The sequence below is a fragment of the Streptomyces sp. NPDC097129 genome (assembly GCF_055668065.1).
The window spans coordinates 223864-236624 of sequence record NZ_JBVOQE010000007.1 but is presented as its reverse complement, the minus strand read 5'-3'; the positions used below and the strand labels follow the sequence as shown (position 1 = coordinate 236624).

Annotated in this window: 12 protein-coding genes; 5 read left to right on the top strand and 7 right to left on the bottom strand. The window is 70.4% G+C overall.

Annotated features, from left to right (window positions below; genetic code table 11):
- The first annotated feature begins 5 nt into the window (after positions 1–5).
- Positions 6–230: a DUF397 domain-containing protein gene (locus AC0B9F_RS21775; RefSeq protein ID WP_472005008.1), complete on the top strand. Its 225-nt coding sequence runs from the start codon at positions 6–8 to the stop codon at positions 228–230.
- Here AC0B9F_RS21775 and glmS read toward each other — a convergent pair.
- From glmS to AC0B9F_RS21760, 3 genes are all read right to left on the bottom strand, one after another.
- Complete coding sequence (glmS, locus tag AC0B9F_RS21770) at positions 191–2038, bottom strand: glutamine--fructose-6-phosphate transaminase (isomerizing) (RefSeq protein ID WP_472005006.1); 1848 nt, start codon at positions 2036–2038, stop codon at positions 191–193. The genes AC0B9F_RS21775 and glmS overlap by 40 nt on opposite strands.
- A 95-nt stretch (positions 2039–2133) precedes the next feature.
- A complete protein-coding gene (locus tag AC0B9F_RS21765) occupies positions 2134–3330 on the bottom strand; it encodes an acyltransferase family protein (protein WP_472005004.1) in 1197 nt (398 codons plus the stop codon).
- A 303-nt stretch (positions 3331–3633) separates the two neighbouring features.
- Positions 3634–4416, bottom strand: a complete 783-nt coding sequence (locus AC0B9F_RS21760) for a hypothetical protein (protein WP_472005002.1) — start codon at positions 4414–4416, stop codon at positions 3634–3636.
- Between the two features lie 203 nt (positions 4417–4619).
- Here AC0B9F_RS21760 and coaA point away from each other — a divergent pair, with 203 nt between their 5' ends.
- Positions 4620–5588, top strand: coding sequence for a type I pantothenate kinase (gene coaA, locus AC0B9F_RS21755; RefSeq protein ID WP_472005325.1), 969 nt, complete (start codon positions 4620–4622; stop codon positions 5586–5588).
- A gap of 41 nt (positions 5589–5629) precedes the next feature.
- The gene (locus tag AC0B9F_RS21750) at positions 5630–6583 is read left to right on the top strand and encodes a DUF389 domain-containing protein (RefSeq protein ID WP_472005000.1); all 954 of its coding nucleotides are present in this window, start codon (positions 5630–5632) and stop codon (positions 6581–6583) included.
- An 80-nt stretch (positions 6584–6663) separates the two neighbouring features.
- On the opposite strand, the gene glmM is transcribed toward AC0B9F_RS21750, so the two are convergent.
- From glmM to rplM, 3 genes are all read right to left on the bottom strand, one after another.
- Positions 6664–8022, bottom strand: a complete 1359-nt coding sequence (glmM, locus tag AC0B9F_RS21745) for a phosphoglucosamine mutase (protein ID WP_472004998.1) — start codon at positions 8020–8022, stop codon at positions 6664–6666.
- Between the two features lie 251 nt (positions 8023–8273).
- The gene (gene rpsI / locus AC0B9F_RS21740; RefSeq protein ID WP_468452395.1) at positions 8274–8786 is read right to left on the bottom strand and encodes a 30S ribosomal protein S9; all 513 of its coding nucleotides are present in this window, start codon (positions 8784–8786) and stop codon (positions 8274–8276) included.
- 40 nt (positions 8787–8826) lie between these two features.
- Positions 8827–9270, bottom strand: coding sequence for a 50S ribosomal protein L13 (rplM, locus tag AC0B9F_RS21735; protein WP_472004996.1), 444 nt, complete (start codon positions 9268–9270; stop codon positions 8827–8829).
- A gap of 303 nt (positions 9271–9573) precedes the next feature.
- Between rplM and AC0B9F_RS21730 the strand changes: the two genes are divergently transcribed.
- Complete coding sequence (locus tag AC0B9F_RS21730) at positions 9574–10458, top strand: hypothetical protein (RefSeq protein ID WP_472004994.1); 885 nt, start codon at positions 9574–9576, stop codon at positions 10456–10458.
- A gap of 184 nt (positions 10459–10642) precedes the next feature.
- Positions 10643–11857, top strand: a complete 1215-nt coding sequence (gene manB, locus AC0B9F_RS21725) for a mannose-1-phosphate guanylyltransferase (RefSeq protein ID WP_472004992.1) — start codon at positions 10643–10645, stop codon at positions 11855–11857.
- On the opposite strand, the gene truA is transcribed toward manB, so the two are convergent.
- Complete coding sequence (truA, locus tag AC0B9F_RS21720; RefSeq protein ID WP_472004990.1) at positions 11854–12711, bottom strand: tRNA pseudouridine(38-40) synthase TruA; 858 nt, start codon at positions 12709–12711, stop codon at positions 11854–11856. The genes manB and truA overlap by 4 nt on opposite strands.
- Positions 12712–12761 lie beyond the last annotated feature (50 nt).

Genomic DNA, 12761 nt, shown 5'->3' with positions numbered 1-12761 from the left:
GCCCGGTGACCACCCACGACACGTGGCGTAAGTCGTCCTACTCCGGCAGCGGCGACGGCAACGCCTGCGTAGAGATCGCCAACCGCCGCACGCGCGTAGCGATCCGCGACTCCAAAACCCCGGCCGGAGCCATCCTCACCGTCCCGGCCGGGGCCTTCGTCACGTTCGTGGACGCGCTAAAGAACGACCCTCACTCCACCGTGACCGACTTCGCCAGGTTGCGCGGCTGATCCACCTCGTTGCCCCGGGCGGTCGCCAGCTCGCAGGCGAAGACCTGCAAAGGCACCGTCGCCACCAGAGGCTGGAGCAGCGTCGGGGTGGCCGGGATGCGGATGAGGTGGTCGGCGTACGGGACGACCGCCTCGTCGCCCTCCTCCGCGATCACGATCGTGCGGGCACCCCGCGCCCGGATCTCCTGGATGTTGGAGACGATCTTGTCGTGCAGGATCGACCGGCCGCGCGGGGAGGGGACGACCACGACGACCGGGAGGTCCTCCTCGATCAGCGCGATCGGCCCGTGCTTCAGCTCGCCCGCCGCGAAGCCCTCGGCGTGCATGTAGGCGAGTTCCTTCAGTTTCAACGCGCCTTCCAGGGCGACCGGGTACCCCACGTGCCGGCCCAGGAAGAGCACCGTGTCCTTGGACGCCAGCGAGCGCGCCAGTTCCCGTACCGGCTCCATCGTCTCCAGGACCCGTTCGACCTCGCCGGAGATCTGCGCGAGGTCCCGGATGACCGCGCGGATCTCGTCGCCCCACTTGGTGCCCCGGACCTGGCCCAGGTACAGGGCGACGAGGTAGCAGGCGACGAGCTGCGTCAGGAACGCCTTGGTCGAGGCGACCGCGACCTCCGGACCCGCGTGCGTGTACAGCACCGCGTCCGACTCGCGAGGGATCGTGGAGCCGTTGGTGTTGCAGATGGCGAGCACCTTGGAGCCCTGCTCGCGGGCGTGCCGCAGTGCCATCAGCGTGTCCATCGTCTCGCCGGACTGGGAGATGGCGATGACCAGCGTCTGCGCGTCCAGGATCGGGTCCCGGTAACGGAACTCGCTCGCCAGCTCCACCTCGCACGGGATCCGCGTCCAGTGCTCGATGGCGTACTTGGCGATCAGGCCGGAGTGGAAGGCCGTACCGCAGGCGATGATGACGACCTTGTCGATCTCGCGCAGTTCGGACGGCGTGATGCGGACCTCGTCGAGGGTGAGCGAGCCCGAGCCGTCGATACGGCCCAGCAGGGTGTCCGCGACCGCCTTCGGCTGCTCGGCGATCTCCTTGAGCATGAAGTAGTCGTAGCCGCCCTTCTCGGCGGCGGAGGCGTCCCAGTCGACGTGGTAGGAGCGGACCTCGGCGGGGCTGCCGTCGAAGCCGGTGACGCTCACGCCGTCGCGGCGCAGCTCGACGACCTGGTCCTGGCCGAGTTCGATCGCGGAGCGGGTGTGCGAGATGAACGCGGCGACGTCGGAGGCGAGGAACGCCTCACCCTCGCCGACGCCCACCACGAGCGGGGAGTTGCGCCGCGCGCCGACCACCACGTCCGGCTCGTCCGCGTGCACGGCGACCAGCGTGAACGCGCCCTCCAGCCGTCGGCACACCAGCCGCATGGCCTCCGCGAGGTCGGCGCAGGAGGAGAACTCCTCGGCCAGCAGATGCGCGACGACCTCGGTGTCGGTCTCCGAGGTCAGGTCGTGCCCGCGTTCGGCCAGCTCGGCCCGGAGCGCCGCGAAGTTCTCGATGATGCCGTTATGGACGACGGCGACCCGGCCCGCGTTGTCCAGGTGTGGGTGGGCGTTGGCGTCCGTCGGGCCGCCGTGGGTGGCCCAGCGGGTGTGTCCGATGCCGGTGGTGCCGGCCGGGAGCGGGTGTTCGAGCAGCTCCTTCTCGAGGTTGACGAGCTTGCCGGCCTTCTTGGCGGCGGCGAGCCCGCCGTCCGCGAGCACGGCGACACCCGCCGAGTCGTACCCGCGGTACTCCAGCCGCTTGAGCCCGGCCATCACGACATCGAGCGCCGACTGCGCCCCCACGTATCCCACGATTCCGCACATGGCACCGCAGCCTACGATCCATCGCGGGCGCGAACCCCCCGTCGCGTGCCCGAAATCGGAAATTCCCACGGGGATACGAACGCCCCGTCAGGGACTCAGCGGCGCGGAGCGGGCGCCTGGAGGCTGAAGCTCGCCGACTTCAGCCAGCGCCGCATGCGCGCGGCGAGCGGCCGTTCGACGAAGCGGTGGGCCAGGTAGGACAGCAGCACCAGGGCGCTGACGGTGACGGCGACCAGCGTCCACGGCGCGACCCGGCCGCCGAAGTGGTGGACGACGGTCATGCCGATGACGTCGTGCAGCAGGTACAGCGGGAAGGTCATCGTCCCGGCGACGGTCAGCCAGCGCCACTGGATCCGGCTCGTCCAGCCGAGCGCGATCGCGGCGATCAGCGCGAAGAACACCGTGATCGTCACGATCAGCGAGCCGCGCCACGGCGACCAGACGTCCCAGTTGTTGCGGCCGCCGTCCGGGGCCAGCAGGAAGTGCAGGGCGAGCAGCCACGACATCACGACGATGCCCCACAGCAACGGCGTCGGCCGGAACCGGTGCATGAGGTAGAAGGCCATGCCCGCGATGAAGTACGGCGCGGACGGCGGGTTGACCAGCAGCGTGAGCAGCGGGATGTGGGCGGAGGGCGCCAGCACCGCGGCGACGGTCCACAGCCCGCAGAAGACGACCACCCGCTGATGGGTCAGGCCCTTCCACACCACGACCGCGAAGGTGAGGTAGAAGCACAGCTCGGGCCAGAGCGTCCAGTAGACCGAGTCGAGGTCCTTCACGCCGAGCGGCTGCTGGAGCATCGTGAGGTTGGCGAAGACGACGCGTGGGTTGGGGTGCCCGAACGGGGTGGTGAAGAGGAAGATGACGGACGCGGCCACGACGACCGAGATCCAGTACATCGGGTACAGCCGGGTCACGCGGGAGATGAAGAAGTCGCGCGGGCTGCGGCCCCAGGCGCTCATGCAGATGACGAAGCCGCTGATCAGGAAGAACAGGTCGACGCCGAGCCGGCCGTAGGCGAAGTAGGCGTGCGCCTCGGGGAAGAGCTCCTGGTAGGGACGGCCCCAGATGTGCTTCACCGTCGACGGCTTCTGGCCGACGAAGTGGAACAGCACCACCGCGAGTGCCGCCACGAAACGCAGTCCGTCGAGCGCGGCCAGACGCTGCCCACGCGGACGCCTCTCCGCCGCGGGCGCACCGGCGGGCGACGGGACCGCCTGCATGGTCGCCGTGGTCCCGGCTGTTGCTGTCTCGGGCACGCCGATCACGTCCGTGCCGTCCGCCTGGCTCATCCATCCACCGTTTCGTCGTCGCCTTCTGTGGGCCTCGTGGGCGCCTTCTGTACGCAGGCCGACATGCCGCGACCGTATGACCGGCAAGCCGCCGGAAAGTTTGTATGACGAACAGATCGCGCCGGTACGGCGGAGTGGCACGTCTCAGCGGCTCGCGGCCACCAGGGTTTCATCCTCACCGTGCGCACACAGCCGCACCCCCCGGCGTCCCATGACTCCTCACAGGACCGGCACCGCTCGGTCACCACTGATCCGCGAACGGGCCCGCCGGGCATCGACCGCCCGGCGGGCACCTTACGACGGTCAGCCGAGCTTGGCGAGCTGCGCCTGGACGAGCTCGGCCGGGACGGGGTAGTCCTTGCCGGTGGCGGCAGCGCCGAAGTTGATGGCGTTGAAGTACGCGACGGTGGCGCCCTTGCGGACGACGACGGCCTTCACCGGCACCTGGTCACCGTCCGATTCCAACATCGACGTGAGAGCCAGCGCCTCGTCGCCACCCTGCGGCGCGGGGGTGCTGATGACCTTGGCGTACGGCGTCTTGTCGGTTCCCGCGGTCCAGGAGTAGCCACCGGCACACGCCGCCACGGCGCCCTTCAGGTCGGCGAACGCCTTCGCGGCGCCCCCGTCCGCGTAGGACGCCAGCGTCACGAAGGCGTTCGTCCGGTCCAGGGCCGCGGTGAGCTTCTCCTCCGCTCCCGCTGAGGCGGCCGGCTTCTTCTGGTCGGCGAGCCAGTGCCGCTTGACGTGGGCCGCGGGGGCGCCGACGTAGGTCCCGGCCTGCACGTCGGCGAGCGGCGCACACGCCGGCTTGTCGGTCTTGATCTCGCCCTGCGCGATCTCGTCCTTCGCCTCCACCGTGGAGACCTTGCCGCTCTTGACGTCCGCCTGGGACACCACGGCCTTCTCCAGCTCGGCGGCGGTCAGCGGCTTCGCGTACGCCGGCGCGGCTGAGGCCGTCTTGTCGGCCTGCGCGGTCTTGCCGTCGCCGGCCTTGTCCCCGCTGTCCGAACCACAGGCGGACACGACGAGCGCGAGCACGGCGACCGAGGCGGCCAGACCGGCCCGGCGAACGGTGGTGAGACTCACGGAAAAACTACTCTCTCTTCAGCACAACCCAGCGTTTTACGTGGACATTACACACAGCAGATCCACAGATGGTCTCCGGAACACCCATTCGCGACCGGACCGTGACGCCCGCGTGATCACCACCCGCGCCCGCGTGACGCACCCCACCCCCCGAGGCGTTCAAACTCCGTTAACAATGGACTGTGATCTCTCCGGTCTCCTCGATGCCCCGGAGCGCCCACCGGAACCGTCCGGAGGCGACTCCCTACGTCGACCTCACCCGTGCCGAGTGGAGCGCGCTGCGCGACAAGACTCCGCTGCCGCTGAGCGCGGCGGAGGTCGAACAGCTGCGCGGCCTGGGTGACGTCATCGACCTCGACGAGGTGCGCGACATCTACCTCCCGCTCTCCCGGCTGCTCAATCTCTACGTCGGCGCCACCGACGGGCTCAGAGGGGCGCTGAACACCTTCCTCGGCGAGCAGGGCTCCCAGTCGGGCACCCCGTTCGTCATAGGGGTCGCCGGCTCGGTCGCCGTGGGCAAGTCCACGGTCGCCCGTCTCCTGCAGGCCCTGCTCTCGCGCTGGCCCGAGCACCCGCGCGTCGAGCTGGTCACGACGGACGGGTTCCTGCTGCCCACCAAGGAGCTCCAGGCCCGCGGCCTGATGTCGCGCAAGGGCTTCCCCGAGTCGTACGACCGCCGCGCCCTGACCCGCTTCGTCGCCGACATCAAGGCGGGAAAGGGCGAGGTCACCGCGCCCGTCTACTCCCACCTGATCTACGACATCGTCCCCGGCGAGAAGCTCGTCGTGCGCCGCCCGGACATCCTGATCGTCGAGGGGCTCAACGTCCTGCAGCCCGCCCTGCCCGGCAACGACGGCCGCACCCGGGTCGGCCTCGCCGACTACTTCGACTTCAGCGTGTACGTCGACGCGCGCGTCGAGGACATCGAGCGCTGGTACCTCAGCCGCTTCAGGAAGCTGCGCGAGACGGCCTTCCAGGACCCCTCGTCGTACTTCCGCAAGTACACGCAGGTGTCCGAGGAGGAGGCCCTCGACTACGCCGGCACCATGTGGCGGACGATCAACAAGCCGAACCTGGTCGAGAACATCGCCCCCACCCGCGGCCGCGCCACCCTGGTCGTCCGCAAGGGCCCGGACCACAAGGTGCAGCGCCTGAGCCTGCGCAAGCTGTAGCGGCCCCCGGCGTACCCGGCGCGCCTGTTAGAAAGGGCGTCATGCTGCATCTGCGCCTGATCACACCGTCCGGCACGACGGACGACGTGGTCCGCCTGATCGAGAAGACCGTCGGCACCACGCACCTCGTGGTCCTGCCCGGCGCCGCCCGCGTTCCCGCCGGGGACGTGGTGCTGTGCGACGTGGCCCGCGAGGCCGGCGACGAACTGCTCTCCGGCCTCCAGGACCTCGGTCTGGAACGCACCGGCTCCATCGCCGTGGAGAACATCGACCTGTCGCTGTCCCGGCGGGCCGACCAGGCGGAGGACGACGCACCCGGCGAGGGCGCGGACGCCGTGCTGTGGGAGCACCTCACCGAGGCGACCCACGAGGAGTCGACCCTCTCGATCACCTATGTCGCGTTCATCACGCTGGCCACGATGATCGCGGCGTGCGGTGTGGTGCTGGACAACGCGATCCTGATCGTCGGCGCGATGGCCGTCGGCCCGGAGTTCGGGCCGCTGGCCGGGATCTGCACGGCGATCGTGCAACGCGCCCCGCGCCTCGCACTGCGGTCCGTGATCGCGCTGATCGTGGGCTTCGCGGCGGCCATGGCGCTGACGTTCGGCTTCAGCCTCTTCATGGACGCCGTCGGCCTGTTCACCAAGGGCCGGCTGGAGGCGCCGCGGCCCAACACCGGCTTCATCTACGCGCCGGACTGGTTCTCGTTCGTCGTGGCGGTCCTCGCCGGCTGCGCCGGCACCCTGTCCCTGACGTCGTCGAAGTCCGGCGCCCTGGTCGGCGTCGCCATCTCCGTCACCACGGTCCCGGCCGCCGCGAACGCGGCCGTCGCCCTGATCTACGGCGACACCCACCAGACGCTCCGCTCCTCGGAACAGCTCCTGCTGAACCTCTTGGGAATCGTCCTGGCGGGCACGCTCACCCTCCTGGCCCAGAAGCTCTTCTGGGCCAGGCAGAGGGATCTCACGAAGGAACGGCGGGACAGCCGGTCTTGAAGGGGCGCGGGGAACTGCGCGACCAGCCACGGCGAACCCGAAGACCGGGTCACGCGGAACCCCCGCCCCGAGCCGGCGAATTACCCCAACGCCGACTTGACGACATCGGCCAGCCGCCCGGCCACCGACCGAGCCTGCTCGATGTCCGCCGCCTCGACCATCACCCGGACCAACGGCTCGGTGCCGGAGGGCCGCAACAGCACCCGCCCGGTCTCGCCGAGTTCCCGCTCCGCGTCGGAGACGGCAGCGGCGAGATCGGCCGAGTTCCCGACACGGGCCCGGTCCACGTCCCGCACATTGATCAGCACCTGCGGCAGCCGCTCCATCACGGAGGAGAGCTCCCGCAGCGACCGCCCCGTCTCGGCGACCCGCGCCGCGAGCAGCAGGCCCGTCAGCGTCCCGTCACCCGTCGTCGCGTGGTCGAGGATGATCACGTGCCCGGACTGCTCGCCGCCGAGCGCGTACCCGTGCTCCTTCATCTCCTCCAGCACATAGCGGTCGCCGACCGCGGTCTGGACGAGCTTCAGCCCCTCCCGCTCCAGCGCCAGCTTGAAGCCGAGGTTGGACATCACGGTCGCGACGACGGTGTCGGAGCGCAGCGCGGACCGTTCCCGCATGGCGAGGGCCAGCACGGCGAGGATCTGGTCGCCGTCGATCTCCTCACCGGTGTGGTCGACGGCGAGGCAGCGGTCGGCGTCGCCGTCGTGGGCGATGCCGAAGTGCGCGCCGTGCTCGATGACCGCGGCCTTGAGCAGGTCGAGGTGGGTGGAGCCGCAGCCGTCGTTGATGTTGAGCCCGTCCGGCTCCGCACCGATCGTGACGATCTCGGCGCCGGCCCGCGTGAACGCCTCCGGGGAGACCCGGGCGGCGGCGCCGTGCGCCTCGTCAAGGACGATCTTCAGCCCGTCGAGCCGGTTCGGCAGCACGCCGACGAGGTGCTCGACGTACCGGTCGAAGCCCTCCTCGTAGTCGCGGACGCGGCCCACTCCGGCGCCGGTCGGGCGGTCCCACGGCTCGCCGTGGCGGTGGGAGTCGTACACCGCCTCGATCCGGTCCTCCAGGTCGTCGGCGAGTTTGTGGCCGCCGCGGGCGAAGAACTTGATGCCGTTGTCGGGCATGGCGTTGTGGCTGGCGGACAGCATCACACCGAGGTCGGCGCCGAGCGCGCCGGTCAGGAACGCGACGGCCGGGGTCGGCAGGACACCGACGCGCAGCACGTCGACGCCGGCGCTGGCGAGGCCCGCGACGACGGCGGCCTCCAGGAACTCCCCGGACGCGCGCGGGTCACGGCCGACCACCGCGACCGGCCGGTGCCCCTCGAAGGTGCCCGACTCGGCGAGTACGTGTGCCGCCGCGACGGACAGGCCGAGTGCCATCTCGGCGGTCAGATCCGCGTTGGCGACACCGCGCACCCCGTCCGTGCCGAAGAGTCGTCCCACGTGTCCTCCTGAGGAAGCGTCAGTTACGAAGAGCGGCGCGCCGGTGCGGCCCCTGCGCGTGCCGTTCGTGTCCCGGGACTGCGCCGCCCGGGCACGCAATCGCACAAGCTGCTGAACGTCTTGTGCCGTTATACGCCCGAAGGCTGTGATAAACGAACGCCCCGGCGGCACACTGGCGTGCCGCCGGGGCGTTCGGAGTACGCGAGGGCAACCGAAACGGAACCCGGATACGTACGAGCAGGCAGCGAAGCTTAGCGCTTGCTGTACTGCGGGGCCTTGCGGGCCTTCTTCAGACCGGCCTTCTTGCGCTCGACCGCACGGTCGTCACGCGTGAGGAAGCCGGCCTTCTTCAGCGGGCCGCGGTTGTTGTCGACGTCGGCCTCGTTCAGGGCACGGGCGACACCGAGGCGCAGGGCGCCGGCCTGACCGGAGACACCGCCACCCGCGATGCGGGCGATGACGTCGTAACGGCCCTCGAGCTCGAGCACCTTGAAGGGCTCGTTGACTTCCTGCTGGTGCACCTTGTTCGGGAAGTAGTCCTCGAGGGTGCGACCGTTGATCTTCCACTTGCCGGTGCCCGGGACGATCCGGACGCGGGCGATGGCGTTCTTGCGGCGGCCCAGGCCGGCGGCCGGCTGGGGCTCGCCGAAGCGGGAAGCCATCGACTCCGAGGTGTACTCGCCCTCGACGGGCACCTCGGACTCGGTGGTGTAGCTCTCGATGTCGATCTCTTCGATCGGCTGCTCGGCAGTGGTCTCGGCCACGATTCTCCTCAGATTCTCTTCAGTCTTGGGGTGGCCGGACTTACTGCGCGACCTGGGTGATCTCGAACGGCACCGGCTGCTGGGCAGCGTGCGGGTGCTGGTCACCCTTGTAGACCTTCAGCTTCGAGAGCATCTGACGGCCCAGCGTGTTCTTGGGGAGCATGCCCTTGACGGCCTTCTCGATGGCCTTCTCGGGGTTCTTGTCCAGCAGCTCGTCGTAACGGACGGAGCGCAGACCGCCCGGGTAGCCGGAGTGGCGGTACGCCATCTTCTGGGTCCGCTTGTTGCCGGACAGGTGCACCTTGTCGGCGTTGATGATGATGACGAAGTCACCCGTGTCAACGTGAGGCGCGTAGATCGGCTTGTGCTTGCCGCGCAGGATGGAGGCCGCGGTGGTGGCGAGACGGCCCAGGACAACGTCCTGAGCGTCGATGACGTGCCACTGGCGCGTCACATCGCCGGGCTTGGGGCTGTACGTACGCACGGTTCGTAGCCTTCGCTTCGAGTGAATGGTCCTAGACAAGGTCACCGAAACGATCACGACAGCCTTGGCCCACGGCGGCGACGCATACCGCGTACGTGGGGTCGCTGGTCATCGGCCCGGTGGACCGGTGTAAGGGCCCGTCCCGTGAGAATGAGCAAGCCAATACACAACGAACAAGCAGAATACCGGGGCACAGGGGGATGGGTCAAAACGGCCCCGCCCGGGCCCCCCGCGGGCACCGCCGTTCCGCCCTCCCCACTGGAGCGGGCATGACACATGGGCACCCCGTCTAAGATGCGCCCCATGAGCTATGGGCAGGGGGGACCCCAGCAGCCCCAGTGGGATCCCTGGAAACCGAACTCCCAGCAGCCGTGGAGCGACGGCGGTGACGGCGAGACCCCGGACTGGGCGGCGCTGGCCGAGGCGTCCGAAGCGCGCAACAAGCGGCGCCGGATGCTGTTCATCGGCGGCGGCACGCTGGCCACCCTCGCGGTCGGCGCCGCGGTCGCCCTGGCCGTGACCTCGGCGAACGGCAGCAACCAGGCGGGCAGTGACCCCAGCTCGCTGCCGCCGACGGCGTCCATCCCCGGCGAGACGGCCACGGCCCCGTCGTTCGCCCCGACGAGCGCCCCGCCCCCGCTGAACCCGAAGGACTTCGTCTCCAGCAAGAACAAGGACACCGCGCCGCTCGGCCCGGACATCCTCTTCCCCGGCTCGCAGCTCACCATGGGCTCGACCGTGTACAAGAAGGGCCCGACCGCCGACACCACCGACTGCGGCTCCGCCGCCAAGGGCACCCTGCCCCAGGCGCTCACCGCCGGCGGCTGCACCCGACTGATGCGCGTCACCTACACGCAGGGCGGCGTGGCCGTCACGGTCGGTGTCGCCGTCTTCGACACCGAGGCGCAGGCCGCCCGGACGAAGAAGGCGACCTCCCCCAAGAAGGGCATGGTGCAGCCGCTGTCCGGCACGGGCGTCAAGCCGTTCTGCGTCGGCGCGGTCTGCCGCTCCACCACCAACTCCTACGGCCGCTACGCCTACTTCACCCTCACCGGCTTCACCAGCGGCAAGGACGTCACCATGAAGGACACCAAGGCCTTCGCGGCCGGTGACGACCTCGCCCAGTTCGCCTTCAACCAGATCAAGCGGCGCGGCGAGGCCCAGGCGTCGGCGGCGGCGAACGGCTGACCCGCCGGACGCGTCGGGCAGGTTAACTTCTCCCGACAGCTCCTCCACAGGCGTTTCCCGGGCCCGGCACGCGTGCCAGCATCGGTGATCAGCCGGTCCGTCGCCGGCGCGCCGGCGAGGCCGATGCGGCGCGGGCGACCGGTCTCACGGCGAGATCCGATCTCAGGGGGAGTCCCGCAGCCTCATGTCCGAAGCGATCCTTCTCGTGGGTGGTCAGGGCACCCGGCTGCGCCCCCTGACCAGCCACATCCCCAAGCCGCTGCTGCCCGTCGCCGGGGTGCCCTTCCTCACCCACCAGCTGGCGCGGGCCGCCGCCGCGGGCGTGACCCGCGTCATCCTCGCCACCTCCTACCTCGCGGAACTCTTCGAGGCGGAGTACGGCAACGGCGCCCGGCTCGGCCTGGAGCTGGAGTACGTCACCGAGGAGAGCGCCCTCGGCACCGGCGGCGCCATCCGCAACGCCGCCCGCCGCCTGCGCAGCGCGCCCGGCGACCCGGTGCTCGTCTTCAACGGCGACATCCTCTCCGGCGTCGGCATCGCCGCCCTGCGCGCCCACCACCGGGCCACCGGCGCCGACGTCACCCTGCAGCTGAAACGGGTCGGCGACCCGCGCGCCTTCGGCCTGGTCCCGACCGACGAGGGCGGCCGGGTCACCGCGTTCCTGGAGAAGCCGCAGACCCCGGAAGAGATCATCACCGACCAGATCAACGCCGGCTGCTACGTCTTCACCCGCTCGGTCATCGACCGCATCCCGCCGGACCGGGTCGTCTCCGTGGAACGCGAGACCTTCCCCGAGCTGCTCGCGGCCGACGCCCACGTGCGCGGTGTGGTGGACGACACCTACTGGCTCGACCTCGGCACCCCCGCCGCCTTCGTCCAGGGCTCCGCCGACCTGGTCCGCGGCCGCGTCACCTCCCCCGCGCTGCCCGGCCCGCCCGGCGACGCGCTGGTCCTGCCCGGTGCCCGCGTCCACCCCGGCGCGGTGCTCCGCGGCGGCACGGTCGTCTCCCCCGGCGCGGTGATCGACGAGGGCGCGGTCGTCGAGGGCAGCGTGGTGATGACCGGCGCCCGCATCGGCACCGGCGCCACGGTCCACGCCTCGGCCGTCGGCCGCCACGCCCACGTGGGCCCCGGCACGTCCCTGGACGCGACGGTCATCGGCGACGGCGCCCACGTCGAAGAGGGCAACGAACTCCCGGCGGGGGTCCGCATCGCATGCGGGTCGCGGATAACGCCGTACAGCGTGCGTCTGTCGGCCTCACCAGTGCCGTGCGCCAGGGAACACACGGCAGGGAAGCCGACTCAGGGGCGCGGGGCTGTGTCGATATGCGGCTCCGCCGCGTGGGCGCGACCGGCCACGACGGCGTTGCACCCGGAAGACGACAGAACCCGGCACTAACAACAGCTGCCCCGCAGGGGCAGGCTGCGCTTGTTCCGAGCGGCGCGGCTGCGCTCCGCGAGCAGCGAGTCCGCCGGATACCCGACCTCCTCCAGCGTCAGCCCGTGCGGCCGCACCACATGCACGGCGGAGTCCCGCACCCCCGCCGCCAGCACCTTCGCGGGCCACTCGGGCGCCCGATGCCCGTCCCCCACGAACAACAGCGCCCCGATCAGCGACCGCACCATGTTGTGGCAGAAGGCGTCGGCCCGCACGGTCGCGGTGATGATCCCGTCGTCGCACCGCGACAGGCTCAGCTCCTGCAGCGTACGGATGGTCGTCGCGCCCTCCCGCTTCTTGCAGTACGCGGCGAAGTCGTGCTCCCCGAGCAGCCCCCGCGCGGCCTCGTTCATGGCGTCGACGTCGAGCGGCCAGTCGTGCCACAGCACATGGTTGCGCAGCAGCGGGTCGACGCCGCCGGGGTTGTCCGTCACCCGGTACGCGTACCGGCGCCAGACGGCCGAGAAACGGGCGTTGAACCCGCTCGGCGCCGGCCGCAGCGCCCACACCCGCACATCCTTCGGCAGGCGCCCCGCGAGCCGCTTCAGCAGCTTCTCGTGATGCTCACGCCAGACGTCCTCGGGCAGATCCACGTGCGCCACCTGTCCGCGCGCGTGCACCCCGGCGTCGGTGCGGCCGGCGACGGTCAGCTCGTACGTCTCCCGGGAGCGGGTGACGGTCCGCAGCGCGTCCTCGATCTCCCCCTGCACGGTGCGCCGTCCGCCGGCCTGCTTGGCCCACCCGGAGAAGTCGGTGCCGTCGTAGGACAGGTCGAGGCGGACACGGACATGACCCGGCGCTGCTTCATCACTCACGTACAGATCCTCTCAGTAACACAAGAACGGGCCCGCTCCTCGAAAGGAAC

Excerpts from the sequence above, each read along its gene's own strand:
- AC0B9F_RS21750 (WP_472005000.1), top strand. The coding sequence starts at position 5,630 with ATGCTGCATCTGCGCCTGATCACACCGTCCGGCACGACGGACGACGTG.
- coaA (WP_472005325.1), top strand. The coding sequence starts at position 4,620 with ATGCCCCGGAGCGCCCACCGGAACCGTCCGGAGGCGACTCCCTACGTC.
- AC0B9F_RS21730 (WP_472004994.1), top strand. The coding sequence starts at position 9,574 with ATGAGCTATGGGCAGGGGGGACCCCAGCAGCCCCAGTGGGATCCCTGG.
- manB (WP_472004992.1), top strand. The coding sequence starts at position 10,643 with ATGTCCGAAGCGATCCTTCTCGTGGGTGGTCAGGGCACCCGGCTGCGC.
- glmS (WP_472005006.1), bottom strand. The coding sequence starts at position 2,038 with ATGTGCGGAATCGTGGGATACGTGGGGGCGCAGTCGGCGCTCGATGTC.
- AC0B9F_RS21765 (WP_472005004.1), bottom strand. The coding sequence starts at position 3,330 with ATGAGCCAGGCGGACGGCACGGACGTGATCGGCGTGCCCGAGACAGCA.